This is a genomic window from Bacillus sp. FJAT-27231 (genome assembly GCF_001183975.1).
GTDB classification, from domain to species: domain Bacteria; phylum Bacillota; class Bacilli; order Bacillales; family Domibacillaceae; genus Pseudobacillus; species Pseudobacillus wudalianchiensis.
The window spans coordinates 3,363,278-3,379,483 of record NZ_LFZU01000001.1 but is presented as its reverse complement, the minus strand read 5'-3'; the positions used below and the strand labels follow the sequence as shown (position 1 = coordinate 3,379,483).

Here is a 16,206-nt window from a genome sequence, read left to right as displayed (position 1 = left end):
GTTAGTAAGGATGCAACAATATAATTTTTCAAAAAGACTTAACAAGAGAACTCTATGGAGGTTTAAACATGGCGACAATAGATAAAAAAATCGAGGCAAAAGAAATCCTATTTAAGGATTTATTCGGCTCAAAATTTGCTTTTAAAATTCCTGGTTATCAACGGCAGTATTCATGGGAAAAAGACCAATTGGAGCAATTGTTTGAAGATATAAAGGAAGCGATGGAACTTAAAGAAGATAGTTATTTTTTAGGAAGTGTTATTTTACAGGTTATTGATCAAAAGAGCGATAATAGTGGTATGTATGACGTAGTAGATGGTCAACAAAGGCTTACAACTCTTACCATCCTCCTTGCAGTAATGCGTGATTTGATAACAAATCCAAAAGCTAAAACGACACTTCAATCTAAAATTTATCAAGAGGCAGATCCTTATGAGGATAAGCCTGAAACGGTTCGTCTCCGTGTGCGTGACCGGGACTATTCCTTCTTTAAGAAATATATTTTAGAAGAAGGGGGTACAAAATTAACGGTTAATGAGCCTGATTTAACTGAGTCCCAGGATAGAATGACAAAAGCGATATATATCTTTTCAGAGAAATTTTTAGAGAACGGGCAGCTGGATGAGCAATTAGTTGATAACATGATTCATTTTATCTTGAATAAGTGTATGTTTGTTTATGTAAAAACAGGTACGTTTACATCTGCTTTTCGCTTATTCTCGATCTTGAATGATCGGGGAATGCCGCTCAGTAATGCGGACCTATTGAAAAGCACCAACTTAGGGGCTATTACTGAAACAGAACGGCTTCATTATCAAAATTTGTGGGAAGCAATGGAAGAAGAGTTAGGCAGAGAAGAGCTCGAGAAGCTTCTAGGTTATATCCGGCTTATTTTTGTAAAGGAAAAAGCCAGAAAAACTATTCAAGAAGAGTACGAAGAAAAGATCTTTGCAAAGAACCCTGATTTTAGAGGGAAGCAGTTTATTGAATATGTGAAGCAGTTTGCTGATATTTATCGGGAAAAAGTGTTAAATGCTGATATTCAGACAACTGATAAAGAAGTAGCTGTAAAATATCATGGCTTATTAACTCTCATGAGGGATTTCATTCCTTCTTCTGATTGGATTCCTGTGTTGATTCATTTTATCCAAAAGTTTCAGTCACCTAACGAAATTTACTCGTTCTTGCGAGTGTTAGAACGTAAGTTTGTAGTGAGCTGGATTAAAGGAATCACTCCTACTGGAAGGGTAACGGAAGTAGTAAAGATGATTCAGGCAGTGGATAACGCTTCAGATCCAAACGATGTAGCAAAAGAGAAAATTTTTCAAACTTCTGAGGACTATAAAGCTGTAAAACTCAATATTCAGGTAGATGATTTATACAAGAAAAAATACGCTAAGTATTTACTGCTTCGTCTAGATATGTCTTTAAATGAAAATGCTAACGTAAAAAAATCATATACAGGGGTTATCAGTGTGGAGCACATTTTACCTCAAAATCCTTCTGAAGGGAGCAGTTGGCGACAGGATTTTACAAAAGAAGAACGGAAAGTTTGGACGAACCGTCTAGGGAATTTAGTATTGCTTAGCCGCAAGAAAAATTCATCAGCTAATAACAGAGAATTCCATATAAAATTACAAAAGTATTTTTCAAATGGCATTACAGATTTCGAACTTACAAAAGACTTGAAAAAGTTTCAGCAGTGGACTGTTAAAGAATGTGAATCTCGCCATGAAAACTTAACCGATAAGTTGATGGCAATATACTTCGTTCCAGACAAAGTAACAATAAAATAAGAGAAAGTTAGCGGTGATAGCCGGCTTAGAAACATCACCAAGAAAGGAAGAAAGCCATGCTCAAGAAATTCACATTAAAAACAAAAAGTCGTGACCAAATGATCGAAGTAACGCAGCAGGTAGAGGCGTTTATTCGGGAAAAGGGGATAGAAGAAGGAGCTGCGGTGGTGTATTGTCCTCATACCACAGCGGGCATTACGATCAATGAGAATGCAGACCCCGATGTAAAGCGGGATATGATTCGCCGGTTTGATGAGGTATATCCGTGGGAGCATGGGTTGGATCGGCATGCAGAGGGGAATACGGCGGCTCATATGAAGGCGAGTACAGTCGGTTCGTCGCAGTATGTCATTATTACGGAAGGCCGTTTGCTTTTAGGAACGTGGCAGGGCATTTATTTTTGTGAGTTTGATGGACCGCGCACTCGGACGTTTTATGTGAAGGTTTTGTAGAAGGAGAGCAGCCGCTAAGTACGTTTTAGTGCTGGAGATGGGGGAAAAGAAAGGGTGATCACAAACAGAGGAGGGATTTGAAGCATGAAAGTAACAGAAATGATGACTTCCAATGTTGCATGTTGTGAACCAGAAAGTAAAATTCAAGAAGCGGCTCAGAAGATGAGGGAGCTAGACGTCGGTGTCATACCGGTTTGTGACAATGACCAGCTAGTAGGAGTCGTGACAGACAGGGATGTTGTGATCAATGGCGTTGCCCATGATATTCCGGTTGATGCCCAGGTGTCGCAGATAATGAGCACAGATATAGTGACAGGAAATTGTAACATGCTCGTTGAAGAAGCTGCCGAGCTGATGGCAGAGCATCAAGTCCGCCGCCTGCCAATTGTAGAAAATGATCAGCTCGTTGGCATCGTATCGCTTGGTGATCTTGCGGTTAATGAGCAGACGGGCCGCAGAGCGGGAGATACGCTTGAAGATATTTCTTATCCATCCGAGCCAAACTATAAATAATAAAGAGAAGAACATTTTTGCAGGAGCTTTCTCATAAGGGATCCAACCTTATGAGAAAGCTCCTGTTTTTTTGCGAGGAAAAGGCGTCTTCTGTCGTTCAGGAGTGTTCAGAGCAGAATAAGCGGTAGTTTATCCAATTGCTTAAGTACTTTTGAACGTACTTTAACATCTATTAAGTTCTTTTCAATTTTTTGCCCGCCTTTCATACTTTTTTCAGAATCGAGACTTAAAGTATGAGATACAAGGAGGTTATCATATGACAAAAAAGTGGATGGCAGTAATGTTGATGATGTTTCTATTCTTTTTAAGTTTTTCATCGGGGAATTTTGTTTATGCCGATGACGATGATCATGAAAGGGGGGGAGAACATGAAGAGTATCATGATGGGGATGACGATGAGTGGGAGGAAGAGAACGATGAAGCAGATTCTTCTTATCAGCAGGATAAAACTTCATCATCCTCCTGGAATATTTGGACGAGAGATCTTGCGGTCGCGGGAAATGGAAGTCTGCCTTTTCAACAGGCACAGGAGGTAAATATTCGCTTAAATAACCAAACTCAAAAAGTTTACCTTATTCCCCGGAATTCTCAATTGTTCGTTTCAGGTGAAAAGCTGGCACAGTTGATTCAGGCTGATTATAAGTATTATGAGCAAAGCAGAATACTCGAGGTTTCAAAAGGAAAAGAAGAATTAATCGTCCGCGCTGGATCAAACGCAGCGTACGAAAACATGGTGAAAACGCCTATGCCTTCTAGTGCCTACTTTTTTGAGAAATCGGTTTATTTACCGATCTCCGTAGCAGCCAATGCATTTGGATATCGGCTAAGCTGGGATGAGAATAGTGACACTATCGTGCTGCAAGAAATTTTATAAGGGAGGGGAAGAACATGAAAAAAAGTGCTAAAGCAAAATGGATAGTCGGCGTTTCGGGAATAGCCTTCTCCGCTTTTATTGTTGGTCAATTAGAGGATTATGAGGCCAGTGGTACCAATACAGTAGCAGGAGAAGTGAACGATACGATGAGCAAGCGGGAACAGGAACTTGTGAAGCTGGATTGGGGTGATTTTTCTATTCAAGAAATAAACGAAGGGGGCGGGAAAAGTGATCGCACTTCAAGAAAATCAAAAAGAGACTGATACACTTGAAATGGAAGTGATGGACAGTTCCTTTTTTATATCGGTGTCCAATAGTACGATTTCTGATTGGAAAAGCCTGGTTGTTTCCCTGCTTCGCTACTTCCAGCGTGCCTTCTCAAGATTTCTTACCCACAATGAATTATGGCTTTTCAACCAGCTTGAGAAAGATTCAACCGTTGTGGTTTCTCCTATACTGTATGATCTTTTGAAGAAAGCAGAAGATTATCGCATGAAGACAGAAGGAAGGTTTTCACCTTATATGCTCTCTCACCTTGAAGCACATGGGTACAAACAGTCCTTTCCCTTTTTAGTAGAGGAGAACGAGAAAGAGGCGAAGATGGACGGTGAATTAGAAAGCCAGCCGTTAATTTTCCATAAGGATCGTGCCATTACAAAGAAAACAGCTCAAAAAGTCGACCTTGGAGGAATAGCAAAAGGATATGCTGTAGAAGCGATCGCCAAGTGGCTGCAGACGCACGCTGGCAGCTGTTGCGGAATAGTGGACGGCGGCGGTGACATAAAAGTGTGGTCAAATGGAGAAAAGACATGGAGAATAGGAGTCATGGCCCCCTTTCAGGAGGATAAAGAAATTGGATTTTTTGAAATTCAAAATGGCGGAATTGCCACGTCTAACCTTGTCTACCGAAGCTGGTGGCAAGGGGCAACAAAAAAACATCATTTGTTAGATGGCAGAACGGGAATGCCAGTGGATTCACCAATCATACAGGCGACCGTTCTCACAGAGTACTGTCTAGATGCTGAAATCGGGGCAAAGCTTTGCTTTATGGACAATCTGGAACAGGCAAAAGTCCAATTGAAAAAGCTTCATGATCGTTTTAAATTTGTCCTCGTTAAATCTAATGGTGAGGTAGAGATAGGAGGGAACCATACATGAGTTTTGACTTTTTTTCTACATGGCATTTAATCCGTTTTTCGGGCTTTCTAGCGTTGTTTCTAATGACATTTTCCATTTCAGCCGGCTTGTTAAGCCGTATGGGGTTATGTCAACGAAAAAAACCTTTTATGATCGAGCTTCACCAGACGAGTGGGTGGGTGGGGTTTTTAGTCATCCTTTTCCATATGATTCTGTTATCGAAAGACGAGTATATTTCCTATCAAGTTTCGGAGATACTCGTTCCGTTTACAGCTGACTATGCCCCTTTCTCTTCCGCACTTGGGACTCTTTCCTTCTTCCTTTTTTTCGTAGTCATGATCACGTCAGATTTTTTTATGAAGAAATTAGGGAGAAATTTGTGGAAGAAGGTACATTTATTCGTCCTGCCAGCGTGGATATTAATGGTTCTTCACGGTATATTGATTGGTACAGATACAGAACAAACGGGAATTATTTCTGTCTATGCGGGAAGTATTTCACTCGTCCTCTTGCTGTTTGTGCTTCGCTATGTAGAAGGGCTCTTACAGCCAATAAAGAAACCAAATTAAAAAACGCCAATCATTGGCGTTTTTTAGCTTTTTCGGGGGAAGTTAATGGAAAATTCAGTTCCTTTGTGAAGTTCACTGTGCACCGTTATCATCCCGCCATGAGCCTCAACAATTGTTTTAGCGATAGAAAGCCCAATACCAGCCCCTTTTCTGTTTCTCGAAGGATCGCCACGATAGAAACGGTCGAAGATATACGGTAAATCATCTGGTGAAATGCCGTTGCCCGTGTCTTTTATGCTTACGACAATTTTTTTGCCTATTGTTTTTACCGTACACGTGATAGTGCCTTCTTTTGTATAGTGCGAGGCATTGTCCAATAAAATATAAAGTAATTGTTGCAAACGATCTCGGTCGCCTTTCATCATAATTTCATTCTCGATCATGCTTTCAATCGTTAAGGAAGAGGGGAGGATTCTCGAAAATCGCTTAAGCAAGTCGTCTGTAAGCAAGGAAAGATTTACATCTTGTAATTCTAATTCAAAGTGATGCTGGTCACTGCGGGCTAATACCAGCAAGTCGTTGAGCAGCTTATTCATTAACTCTGCTTCTTTTTTTGCCTCTTCTAATACATTCTGGCCAAAAGGGCTCAAATTTTCTTTTTCCTTATCAATCACTTCAAGAGAGCTATAAAAAATACTAAGGGGTGTTCTTAGTTCGTGAGAGGCATCCGAGACAAACTTTTTTTGTTTCGTGTAAGCTTTTTGGATAGGCTTTATCGCTTGGTCCGCAAAGAAGTATCCTGTCCATGCAAAGAGAACGCTAAATAAGGCAGAAAGCAAAATAAGTATCCATATAATGTTTTTTATCAAGTGTTTTTCTGTTGTGATATCTTTTCCAACGATGACACTTCCAAGGGTTTGTTCGCCGCGTTTAATCGTATGATGGCTCAAAAGTAAATGAGAATTCTTCCACTCTAGCTCTTTATTGTATCCTTCGGGTGTTTTTTGAAGCTCATGGTTCTTAATATAATGAAATAGTTGTTTCGTTGTTTCTTCCCCTTTAATCAATTGACCGTGTTGATTAAACAAGTAATAGAAGATGTTTCTGTCCGGCTTGAATTCTATATCTTCGTAGTGATCTTCAAATAACTCCTCTATCCATTCATGCTCCTCCTCGTGGTAGAACTTTGCTAATTCATCTAGTTCACTGTTCTTTATCGCTCCTGGGATAAACAGGTATAAGGTAAGAATGAAAAGTGCTAGAATGATTAACAAAGAACCTGTAAATAACAGAGTGAGCTTTGATTTTACGGTCTTAAACATGACGATCCCTCAACTTGTATCCCACCCCTCTTACGTTTTTAATAATAGAAGGCTTTCCAGGCTGGTCCACTTTTTTTCGCACTAGCTTTACGAGAGCATCAAGGGCATTTTCGGTTACATGGACATTAAATCCCCAAATTCTTTCAAGCAGAATGTCTCTTGTGAGGACTTGGTTTTGGTTACGGATCAGAAGTTCTAGCAAATCATATTCCTTTTTTGACAGCTCGATGGTTTGCTGATGGCGGCTAACAGTCCGTGTACTTAAATTTAATTGCAAATCATCATAGGAGAGAATTTCTTCGAAAGGCTTTTCTATTCTTCTTGATAGCGCCCTTAACCTGGCCGCAAGCTCCTCAAATTTAAATGGTTTAATAATATAATCATCAGCACCAGCATCCAGTCCTTCTACCACATCCTCGACCGAATCTTTGGCGGTAAGAAATAAAACCCCACCCTTGTATCCGTTTTTTCTCAGTTTATGACAAGCTTCAATGCCGCTTAGTTCAGGCATCATCCAATCGAGAATGATAACATCATAGTCGGTAAATAAGGCGTATTCACAAGCCGCTTTTCCGTCCTTTACCCAATCTATCCGGCCAAATTCTTTATGTAATAAGTGATAAATTAACTTTCCCAATCTCTCGTCATCTTCCGCAAATAAGATATTCAAAAGAAAAACCCCCTCACAGTACAGTATGGTTCTGTTTTTAGAATAACAAACCATTCTGAAAATCATCTGAAAAATTATGACAATTTTCATTGTATATCCCTTTTTAATCCTATTCCTTTAACACTTTAGTGTCGCGGAGGAATGACCCCGTAGGAAGCAAAAAATGGCGAAAATAACTTTTTTTCTCCGACAAAATAGTAGGGTATATGACATTATACCTATGATATAAGAAAGGGGATGCTTTGAAAATAATCCATTTATTAATTGTAGAAGGATATGTGAAGGGTGAAGCCAGATTGAAAAAGAATAGAATGATGCTCGTCCTTTTCGCTTGTCTTAGTTTAATAGCAGCGTGTGCCCCTCAGGAAGCGGGTAAAGGCACGCAGGCAAGTGAAATGACAAAAGTGGAGAAAGAAAAACCGGCTGTTACACCTGACGAGATGGAACCAGAAGCGGTAGAGAGGGAGCTTGATGAAGATTTTCTGAAGGTTGAGCCGCAGGCCCAGCAGAATCTTTCCTTTAATGTTTTTCCGGCTAACAAGGTATACGATTGGCAAGCAGCTTCTGTGTTTCCCGATGTCTATACGGAAGTAGAGGGAATCCTGACTTTTCGTGGAAATCATTTTAGAAATACATCCAGTTACGGAGAGGTAAAAACGAACCCTCGTTCTTTACAGAAGGTATGGTCGTTTTCAACAGGTTCAAGCCCTAAATGGGGTGGAGGAGCTGGCTGGACAGGACAGCCAGCTATCGTAAAGTGGCCCGCCGATGTAAAAGAAATCATGAATGTGAAAGAGGAGTTTAAAAGCAAGGAAAATTTTATAGAAGTCATTTATGCGAGCTTAGATGGAAACATTTATTTCTTTGACCTAGAGTCGGGACGGCAGTCTAGAGAACCAATTTGCATTCATAACCCTATTAAGGGGAGTGTATCCGTTGATCCACGTGGCTATCCGTTACTCTATGTCGGTCAAGGCATTCCTCAGCAAGGAGAAATCGGTTTTCGGATTTTTAGTTTGCTAGATGGGAAGATGCTGCACTTTATTCCGGGAAACGATTCGGATGCTTACCGTCAGTGGGGAGCATTTGATGGTTCTGCTTTAGTGAACAGGGAAACGGATACGCTGTTACTTGGCGGCGAGAACGGCTTGTTTTACAGCGCAAAGTTACATACCGTCTTTAATAAAGAAGCAAAGAGCATTGCGGTTACCCCCGAGCTGGTCAAATACCGTTACAACGTAAATGGAAACGATTATCAGGGGATTGAGAATTCCGTCGCTGTCTATCGAAATCTTGCTTTCTTTGCAGATAATGGCGGCAGCGTCCAAGGCATCGACTTGATGACGATGAAGCCGATCTGGGCATTGCCGGGAACCGATGATACCGATGCTTCGATTGTTATCGATATCGAGGAAGGGACTCCGGTTCTGTATACAGGAACAGAAGTAGATAAAAGAAGAGGAAGCGGGAGTCATTCTCTTATTCGGAAAATCAATGGAACGACGGGTGACGTGATATGGAAAAAGGAGTATGCGGCTTTTTATCATGAAAGCGTGAACGGGGGCCTGCTTGCGACTCCTATTGTTGGCCAAAAAGACATACAGGATCTGGCGATTTTCACAATTGCCCGGCATAAAAAAATGGATGCTGGCTTATTCGTAGCGCTTAATAAGACAACTGGAGAAGAAGTTTGGAGATGGGAAATGCCGAATTATACATGGTCCTCTCCGGCTGTGTTATACGATAAAAATGGAAAGGCGTATATCATTCAGTGCGACTCTACTGGTACAATGTTTTTAATAGATGGAAAAACCGGAAAGACTCTGAACCAACTTTATTTAGGTTCCAACATTGAAGCTTCTCCCGCCATTTTTCATGACTCTATCATCGTTGCTAGCAGGGGGGGACAGATTTTTAAGGTTGATATTCGATGACAATACGTATTTTCTTAAAAAAGAAGGCTGTTTTTATTCAAAATGGGATTGGGCAACCCAAAATTGAATAAAAGCGGCTTTTTTCTTTTTGTTTTTAGCTGATCAGCTACAGGGGTCCAGACTAATGAGACCCCATTTCTTCTCCATTCATCGTGTTTTTCAAAAGTGGCACACTTCTTGCTTTGATATTCAACAATACAAAAAGAAGGGGAATGTTCCAACTGAAGTTCCCTGCTAAGACCACTAAAAATGCGAAAGGGTGAAATAATATGGATGTAACTTTCTTGATGGATGAATCTGAAATGCAATCAAATCGCTTCGTGTGCTTGATCACCGATCATCATCGTTACGACTTTGCGATTATTGATACGAAGCAATTCTCAGGCAATAGCATTGTCCTCTCTCTTCAAAACAACAGAATGATTTTAATGTGTGAAGAGGACATCGAGGATAGTGAATACTGGGCACCGAAACTAGGGGTGGAACAAGAGGATACGAAAGCTATCCAGGATTTCCTCTATACAGCATTAGGAAAATATGAGCCGGCTGCAATTGTTTATTAAGCGAAAGGATAGCTGTAATGAGCAGAAGTTTTCACGCCCTCTCAAACGCGTAAGTTTACCAAGTGTTTGAGAGTGTAAATTTAATAGCCTAGCTTGATTAAAAACTAGTCTATCAAACCACAGAGCTCGATGAACAACGAAGAAAACGAGCGTTTGTCAACAACCCGAACACTTAAATTTACTAGGGATATTTCCATTCTGATCCCTTTTTCTTTATATTACTGAATGGAGATATTCCCTACATATTGGGCACTGCCTGCGGAATTTAGAAATTCAACTTCGAGCACGTAACTCCCTTTGTTAGTTGGAAACTGAAATTCTCCATCATCATCCAAGGCAAGTTCGATTCGTTTGTTATCTTTTAATAGGGCAACTGTTATCTTGGGGTCCGTCCAAATATCCCCACCATTATCTTCGTTCTCTTTAAATTCTAAAGACACTTTTTGACCAGGGAAGGCCTTTATTTCATCGAGTGAGGCTGCGTATTCTTCAATATTTTCTATTTTTCGCTGTACATCTTCACTTGCTGTATTCCAACTAATATTTGCTTCTGTTAATTTGACAGACATGATATCAAAATTTAAATGAGCAGTTGGAACTCCCACATCATAATCTTCGGCAAAACATCCTGTTAATGTAAAAGCTAAAAATAATGTTATTGATAATTTTAAAAACGTCTTCATTTAGCACCACCTAATTTCCACATTGCAAAATACATCCATTTCGTTCCTGATTTAATTATTCATTTCATAAAAAGTATATTCATATATCCAATTTTAACATAAAGTTACAATTATCTTGAGGATTCTTAAATGTAAAACAGGACATACCAATTATAATTCACGCAGTGAAAACAAATAGAAGGAGAGCGGCATAGGGCTCTCCCTCTCCTTTACTTATTCATCTTTCTTCTTATCTTCCTTTTGCTGTTTTTGCAGGGCGATGATAATATCTTCAATATCCATTTTTCCATCACCGTTTGAATCTGGAATGGTATTCTTCTGTGTGGAAGCTACAGCCGTTTTTGGCTTCATCGCAAAGGTAAAGACCATGAGAAGAATAATGAGCAGTGCAGCAACACCGTCTACAATATAGAAGATCGTTCGATAGTCAGACCACAGGATCTTACTGTTGTCTGCTTTTTTCTGGGCATTTGTAATGTATTGCTTAATTTCCGGATGGTTCGGGAAGAGTCGCTGGACGGCTTCAAACTTTTCCAGGGCATTTTTGTAATAGCCGCCCCAATACAGAGTTAAGCCTTCTTTGAAAAGTTGATCGGTTGGGCTGCTTGTATTTTTAGCCCCTGCTTGGTTGACAAATTCTTTTACGGTATCGACGGGAACAGCAAAGTTAAATCCTTGCACTTCCTGGCCGTTCACCGTATCTCCTCTAAAGGTTAATAAACCGACAATTTCACCTTTTTCATTGATGACTGGCCCGCCGCTATTTCCATGTGTGGCGGCTGCATTTAATTGAATGACCGGGCTTCCTTGTTCGGTCTTTTTAGAAGTGGCTGAAATTTGCCCAGCGTTCATGGAAGAGACGAGTGAGGAATCCGGTGACAACAAGTCAGATTCCGCGGCTGCTGGATAACCAAGCACCCAAACGTTATCCTGATCTTCAATCGTTTCTGATTTTCCAAGTGGCAAGGTTGGAAGGTTCTTTCCTTCGATTTTCAAAACGGCTACATCTTTTCCTTCATTGATCGGGGCTCCATAGCTTTTCACTTCACCGTCTAACACATCGCCGCCCGGTAAAATCACTTTTAGTGCTCTCGTTACTTTCGTGTATTGCGTGTAGGTGACCATGTATTCATAGGCTTCATTGTAGTCTACCTGAAAATGCTCGGCTACGAGCGCAACAAGCTGTTCGAACGCAGCATTTGCCAGGTCTGCTTCTTGCATTTTAGCTCCTTCTACGACATGGGCATTCGTCACAATATAACCGTCTGGACTAATAATCGCCCCCGATCCGGACCCGCCAATGACGGTTTGGTAATCCAATTCCTGTAGAAGAGCCTCAATCTCTGGGTAATAATCGTTAAACTGCCATTCGACGACTGCGTAGTCGATAATTCGTACAACGGCCGGTTTGGAGTACTCGGACAGTTTTTGTGCTTGAGAAATACCTGTAGCATTCGGTTTGAGACTTAATAAGAAAAATGAGGTAACGATTACGGCGATGAGTAAAATGCTAATGGGCACAGTAAAAAGGGCTCTCTTCTTCAACGCTTTCACCTCTTCATCTCGTCATGAGAATTCTAAATCCACTACAATATACTCATCTTTGAAGTGAAATGAAGGTTGTACGGTGAAAATAAACGAGATATGAAGAACTAAATATAATAATTTGGGATGATAAGCAGCTATGCTTAGCGGTGTCGGCATATATCTTGCATGAATGTTTGTTGCATTTAATAAATAGGGAGGATGAAGTGAAATATGGAAACTGTAAACATTAGACCTGCCGCTGAACATGACATCCCGCAACTGATGGATTTGATGTATGAATATATTGTTGGTTTTTATAAGTGTGACCGTCCGAATGAAGAGGCACTTGAGAAATTAATGTTGCATTTAATTAAAAATCCTTACGAGGGCATTCAATTTGTGGCAGAAAACCCATCCCATCAACTCGTTGGCTTTGCCACTTTATACTTTACATTTAACACGTTGGAAGTAAAGCGCATGTCTCTTCTCTATGATTTATATGTAACATCAGCTGCAAGAGGGCAGCACATTGGTGAGAAGCTGCTTCACACGTGTATTCATTATATTAGGGAGCATGGTTATTCTCATATGATTTGGGAAACAGCTCATGATAACTTAGCAGCTCAGTCTTTATACGATAAAGCTGGCGCAAGTAAAGCGATATGGCTAAACTATGAAATTAAGTAAGAGGCTTATGACAAGGTGAATTTATTATTCATAAGGGGATAAAAATAGAGAAAAAAGTTTGAAAATTCTTTTTAATTTTTAATCTAATGATATACACTGTACGTGTAGAGAATTTAGAACAGGGGGAAAGGGCGATGGACGTTTATCAAGCAACACAGGAAGATTTAAATGAAGTAGCGGAGCTGTTTAATTCATACAGAATTTTTTACGAACAGCCATCCGATATAGAAGAGGCAAAGAAATTTATCCGCGAACGGCTGGAAAAAGAGGAGTCTGTTATTTTTGTGGCGGTGGAAGAGGATAAGTATATGGGATTTACGCAATTGTATCCGTCCTTCTCTTCCGTTTCGATGAAAAGAGTTTGGATTTTAAATGATTTGTATGTCACGGCGGAAAGCCGAAATAAGGGAGTAGGAAGAAAGCTTTTACATGCTGCAAAACAATTCGCTAAAGAGACGGAAGCGAAGGGATTAACGCTTCAAACAGCAGTAGATAATACGACAGCTCAGCATCTGTACGAATCAGACGGATGGGTGAAGGATGAAGCGTTTTTCTATTATGAGCTGAGTGTGTGATCTTTAAGGGAGTAGAAATGGTGAGACTATGGAAAACTTTATTCAGAATTTAGAAGCTTCTTTGTATAAAGGGTTTATTAATCAAAGCACCGGTCAAACGGGAAATTATAAGCCAAAGCTGTTAGTGAATAATATGACAGAGAATGAAAATGTCCTTTCCTCCTTGCTAGAGGAGCTTGAGTATAGCCAGTCGTTTATGTTTTCGGTTGCTTTTATTACAGAGAGCGGACTAGCGGCGTTAAAATCGCATTTTCTTGATTTAAAGCGGAAGGGCATTAAAGGGCGGATTTTAACTTCTACATTTTTAAGCTTCAATAAGCCGAAAGTGTTTAGAGAACTATTGAAAATTACAAATGTGGAAGTAAGATTAACGAATGTAAAAGGGTTTCACTCCAAAGGCTATATCTTTGACCATGGATCGTATTATTCGCTCGTTGTCGGCAGCTCAAACTTAACTGCTAGCGCATTGAAGGTAAATTATGAATGGAATATAAAGCTGACCTCTCATGAAAATGGCGAAATTGTTCATCATTTTCGCCGGCAATTTAAAAATATATGGGAGAAGTCACAGCCATTGACAGAGCAGTGGATTGCTGATTATGAAAAGGAGTACGTTCAACTCGCTGGCAGCAGAGCAGCAGATCAAGTGGCAGAATGGCCTGTTTCCTACATGGCAAATCCTTTAATTGATTCGCTTAATATTCAGCCGAACAAGATGCAAACAGCCGCTTTGCAGGAAATCCAGGCAGTCCGGGATGCGGGTGAAAAGAAGGGATTGGTGATTTCAGCAACCGGGACAGGAAAAACGTATCTTTCAGCTTTTGATGTCAGACGTTTTGCGCCTAAGCGTATGTTGTTTATCGTTCACCGGGAGCAAATAGTAAATAAAGCCAAAGCTGATTTTCAGCGAGTGCTTGGCGGGATAGATGAGCAGTTTGGTACGTTAACGGGGACAAGCAGACAGACGGATGCTCCGTATTTATTTGCGACGATTCAAACGATCTCGAAGCAAGAAACGCTGGAGCAGTTCGCGCCTGATGCATTTGATTATATTTTAATCGATGAAGTACATAAAGCCGGTGCTGTATCGTATCAAAGGGTGATCGATTACTTTAAGCCTAAATTCTTAATGGGCATGACGGCTACTCCTGAACGTACTGATGACGTGAACATTTATGAGCTGTTTGATTATAATATTGCTTATGAAATTCGCCTCCAGGAAGCGTTGGAAGAAGAGATGCTTTGTCCTTTTCACTACTTCGGTGTAACGGATTTTGAATATAATGGCGAGGCGATCGATGATACTGCTGCGTTGTCAAAGCTTGTGACGGAAGAGCGGATTCATCATTTGATAGAAAAAATACACTATTACGGTTTCTCCGGCCCTACAGTAAAAGGGTTGATGTTTTGCAGCAGAAAAGAGGAAGCGAAGGAATTATCGGCCAAACTAAATGAAAAAGGATTTCGCACCGCGGCTTTAACTGGAGAGAGCTCACAGGAAGAAAGAGCCAGACGAGTGGAGGAACTAGAGGAAGGACTGCTAGATTACATATTGTCGGTCGATATCTTTAATGAAGGAGTCGACATTCCGAGTATTAATCAAGTAGTCATGTTAAGACAGACGCAATCCAGCATTATTTTCATTCAGCAATTAGGAAGAGGACTTCGGAAGCATAAAGAGAAAGAGTTTGTCACTGTTATTGACTTCATTGGCAACTATAAAAATAACTATTTAATCCCCGTGGCGCTTTCTGGTGATCGGTCACAGAGTAAGGATGCCATCCGGCGGCGGACACTAGATACGAGTTATATTAAAGGAGTCTCCACCGTCAATTTTGAAGAAATCGCTAAGAAGAGAATTTTTCAAGCGATTAATAAAAGCAATTTGACAGCGGCGAAAATTTTAAAAGAAGCGTTCGTTCACTTGAAAAACAAGATTGGCAGAGTTCCTTATTTATATGATTTTATCCATAACCATTCGATCGATCCGCTAGTTGTTGCAGAAAAGTATTCGAACTATCATCAGTTTTTAATGAAAATGGGAGAAGAGGTTCAGGCATTAACCGATTATGAAAATAAAGTGCTGGCGATGCTGTCGCTCGAAGTATTGAATGGTAAGAGGAAGCATGAGGTGCTTTTGCTGGAAGGCTTGCTGCAAAAAAAGAGCGTGTCACGTGCAGAGTATATTCATTACTTGAATCAGTTCAATTGCCGGGCAGATGAAGAAACATTGGCTTCTGTGCAGCGTGTTCTTAATTTATCTTTTTTTACTCAAAGCGAAAGAAGTCTTTACGGGGATCAGCCAGTCGTTTCTATCGGGGAAGATAAGCGATACCGGCTAAACCACATGGTAGAGAGGAGTCTTCATTCTAAGCCGCATTTTAAGAATATGGTGCTCGATATTATAAAAAGCGCTAAAGAGAAAAGCAAGCTTTACAGCTGCAGCCAGCCGCTGACCTTGTATCAAAAGTATACGAGAAAAGATGCCTGCCGCCTGTTGAATTGGGACAATAATGAGCAGTCCACCATCTATGGCTATAAAACAAAGCATGGTACATGTCCGATTTTTATCACTTATCATAAACATGAAGAGGTAGAGGCGAGTGTTGACTATGGAGATGAGTTTCTCAGCCAAAATGTTCTTAAGTGGTATACGAGGAGCAATCGAAAGCTGGAATCAGAAGAAGTCCAAAATATTATTAAGGCAAAAGAAAGAAACATTGATATTCATGTTTTTGTAAAAAAGGATAACGATGAAGGCGGCGACTTTTATTATTTGGGGCAAGCCTCTCCGGATGGACAGAGCGTAGAACAGACAGAGATGAAGGATAAGAAAGGGAAAAACATTCCAGTTGTCCGGATGAATATGGTGATGGAAAAGACAGTTGATACAAATCTTTATCACTATATTAAGACAGGTACAGAGGGGTTATAAAGTGGCATGGCACCCTTTGCCGTGCCACT

16 protein-coding genes are annotated in these 16,206 nt (G+C 40.4%); 12 read left to right on the top strand and 4 right to left on the bottom strand.

The features are described from left to right. Positions 1–68: 68 nt before the first annotated feature. The 7 genes from AC623_RS16315 to AC623_RS16285 all read left to right on the top strand — a co-directional run bounded on the left by AC623_RS16315 (position 69) and on the right by AC623_RS16285 (position 5,341). The gene (locus AC623_RS16315) at positions 69–1,796 is read left to right on the top strand and encodes a DUF262 domain-containing protein (protein WP_049664411.1); all 1,728 of its coding nucleotides are present in this window, start codon (positions 69–71) and stop codon (positions 1,794–1,796) included. Positions 1,797–1,852: 56 nt separating this feature from the next. Beyond that, positions 1,853–2,248, top strand: a complete 396-nt coding sequence (locus tag AC623_RS16310) for a secondary thiamine-phosphate synthase enzyme YjbQ (protein WP_049664407.1) — start codon at positions 1,853–1,855, stop codon at positions 2,246–2,248. Positions 2,249–2,332: 84 nt separating this feature from the next. Continuing rightward, positions 2,333–2,761 carry a CBS domain-containing protein gene (locus tag AC623_RS16305; protein WP_049664403.1) on the top strand — a complete coding sequence of 143 codons (429 nt, stop codon included), beginning with the start codon at positions 2,333–2,335 and terminating at the stop codon, positions 2,759–2,761. A gap of 256 nt (positions 2,762–3,017) precedes the next feature. Further along, positions 3,018–3,635 carry a copper amine oxidase N-terminal domain-containing protein gene (locus tag AC623_RS16300; RefSeq protein ID WP_049664400.1) on the top strand — a complete coding sequence of 206 codons (618 nt, stop codon included), beginning with the start codon at positions 3,018–3,020 and terminating at the stop codon, positions 3,633–3,635. A gap of 14 nt (positions 3,636–3,649) precedes the next feature. Then, positions 3,650–3,898 carry a hypothetical protein gene (locus AC623_RS16295; protein WP_049664397.1) on the top strand — a complete coding sequence of 83 codons (249 nt, stop codon included), beginning with the start codon at positions 3,650–3,652 and terminating at the stop codon, positions 3,896–3,898. Beyond that, positions 3,864–4,793: an FAD:protein FMN transferase gene (locus AC623_RS16290; protein WP_049664395.1), complete on the top strand. Its 930-nt coding sequence runs from the start codon at positions 3,864–3,866 to the stop codon at positions 4,791–4,793. Before AC623_RS16295 ends, AC623_RS16290 begins: the two co-directional genes overlap by 35 nt. Further along, positions 4,790–5,341 carry a ferric reductase-like transmembrane domain-containing protein gene (locus AC623_RS16285; protein WP_049664392.1) on the top strand — a complete coding sequence of 184 codons (552 nt, stop codon included), beginning with the start codon at positions 4,790–4,792 and terminating at the stop codon, positions 5,339–5,341. The genes AC623_RS16290 and AC623_RS16285 overlap by 4 nt, the downstream gene beginning before the upstream one ends. A 23-nt stretch (positions 5,342–5,364) precedes the next feature. Here the strand turns inward: AC623_RS16285 and AC623_RS16280 are convergent, their stop codons facing one another. Both AC623_RS16280 and AC623_RS16275 read right to left on the bottom strand, forming a co-directional pair. Beyond that, a complete protein-coding gene (locus tag AC623_RS16280) occupies positions 5,365–6,603 on the bottom strand; it encodes a sensor histidine kinase (RefSeq protein WP_049664389.1) in 1,239 nt (412 codons plus the stop codon). Continuing rightward, positions 6,596–7,273 (bottom strand): response regulator transcription factor, encoded by a 678-nt coding sequence (locus AC623_RS16275; RefSeq protein WP_049664386.1) that lies wholly within the window; start codon positions 7,271–7,273, stop codon positions 6,596–6,598. The genes AC623_RS16280 and AC623_RS16275 overlap by 8 nt, the downstream gene beginning before the upstream one ends. Positions 7,274–7,515: 242 nt before the next feature. Here AC623_RS16275 and AC623_RS16270 point away from each other — a divergent pair, with 242 nt between their 5' ends. Together AC623_RS16270 and AC623_RS16260 are read left to right on the top strand one after the other, a co-directional pair. Next, a complete protein-coding gene (locus AC623_RS16270; RefSeq protein ID WP_053104160.1) occupies positions 7,516–9,207 on the top strand; it encodes a hypothetical protein in 1,692 nt (563 codons plus the stop codon). A gap of 269 nt (positions 9,208–9,476) precedes the next feature. Further along, positions 9,477–9,770 carry an SAV0927 family protein gene (locus AC623_RS16260; protein WP_049664381.1) on the top strand — a complete coding sequence of 98 codons (294 nt, stop codon included), beginning with the start codon at positions 9,477–9,479 and terminating at the stop codon, positions 9,768–9,770. A 218-nt stretch (positions 9,771–9,988) separates the two neighbouring features. Here the strand turns inward: AC623_RS16260 and AC623_RS16255 are convergent, their stop codons facing one another. Together AC623_RS16255 and AC623_RS16250 are read right to left on the bottom strand one after the other, a co-directional pair. Next, on the bottom strand, positions 9,989–10,453 hold the full coding sequence (locus tag AC623_RS16255; protein WP_049664376.1) for a hypothetical protein: 465 nt from the start codon (positions 10,451–10,453) through the stop codon (positions 9,989–9,991). Between the two features lie 213 nt (positions 10,454–10,666). Then, positions 10,667–11,998: a S1C family serine protease gene (locus AC623_RS16250; RefSeq protein WP_049664372.1), complete on the bottom strand. Its 1,332-nt coding sequence runs from the start codon at positions 11,996–11,998 to the stop codon at positions 10,667–10,669. 213 nt (positions 11,999–12,211) lie between these two features. Between AC623_RS16250 and AC623_RS16245 the strand changes: the two genes are divergently transcribed. The 3 genes from AC623_RS16245 (at position 12,212) to AC623_RS16235 (ending at position 16,177) form a co-directional block, all read left to right on the top strand. Continuing rightward, on the top strand, positions 12,212–12,667 hold the full coding sequence (locus AC623_RS16245; RefSeq protein ID WP_049664369.1) for a GNAT family N-acetyltransferase: 456 nt from the start codon (positions 12,212–12,214) through the stop codon (positions 12,665–12,667). A gap of 134 nt (positions 12,668–12,801) precedes the next feature. Then, positions 12,802–13,242, top strand: coding sequence for a GNAT family N-acetyltransferase (locus tag AC623_RS16240; RefSeq protein ID WP_049664366.1), 441 nt, complete (start codon positions 12,802–12,804; stop codon positions 13,240–13,242). 28 nt (positions 13,243–13,270) lie between these two features. Beyond that, positions 13,271–16,177, top strand: a complete 2,907-nt coding sequence (locus tag AC623_RS16235; protein ID WP_049664363.1) for a DUF3427 domain-containing protein — start codon at positions 13,271–13,273, stop codon at positions 16,175–16,177. Positions 16,178–16,206 lie beyond the last annotated feature (29 nt).

Excerpts from the sequence above, each read along its gene's own strand:
- AC623_RS16255 (WP_049664376.1), bottom strand. The coding sequence starts at position 10,453 with ATGAAGACGTTTTTAAAATTATCAATAACATTATTTTTAGCTTTTACA.
- AC623_RS16245 (WP_049664369.1), top strand. The coding sequence starts at position 12,212 with ATGGAAACTGTAAACATTAGACCTGCCGCTGAACATGACATCCCGCAA.
- AC623_RS16295 (WP_049664397.1), top strand. The coding sequence starts at position 3,650 with ATGAAAAAAAGTGCTAAAGCAAAATGGATAGTCGGCGTTTCGGGAATA.
- AC623_RS16240 (WP_049664366.1), top strand. The coding sequence starts at position 12,802 with ATGGACGTTTATCAAGCAACACAGGAAGATTTAAATGAAGTAGCGGAG.
- AC623_RS16310 (WP_049664407.1), top strand. The coding sequence starts at position 1,853 with ATGCTCAAGAAATTCACATTAAAAACAAAAAGTCGTGACCAAATGATC.
- AC623_RS16300 (WP_049664400.1), top strand. The coding sequence starts at position 3,018 with ATGACAAAAAAGTGGATGGCAGTAATGTTGATGATGTTTCTATTCTTT.
- AC623_RS16235 (WP_049664363.1), top strand. The coding sequence starts at position 13,271 with ATGGAAAACTTTATTCAGAATTTAGAAGCTTCTTTGTATAAAGGGTTT.
- AC623_RS16305 (WP_049664403.1), top strand. The coding sequence starts at position 2,333 with ATGAAAGTAACAGAAATGATGACTTCCAATGTTGCATGTTGTGAACCA.
- AC623_RS16280 (WP_049664389.1), bottom strand. The coding sequence starts at position 6,603 with ATGTTTAAGACCGTAAAATCAAAGCTCACTCTGTTATTTACAGGTTCT.
- AC623_RS16315 (WP_049664411.1), top strand. The coding sequence starts at position 69 with ATGGCGACAATAGATAAAAAAATCGAGGCAAAAGAAATCCTATTTAAG.
- AC623_RS16285 (WP_049664392.1), top strand. The coding sequence starts at position 4,790 with ATGAGTTTTGACTTTTTTTCTACATGGCATTTAATCCGTTTTTCGGGC.
- AC623_RS16260 (WP_049664381.1), top strand. The coding sequence starts at position 9,477 with ATGGATGTAACTTTCTTGATGGATGAATCTGAAATGCAATCAAATCGC.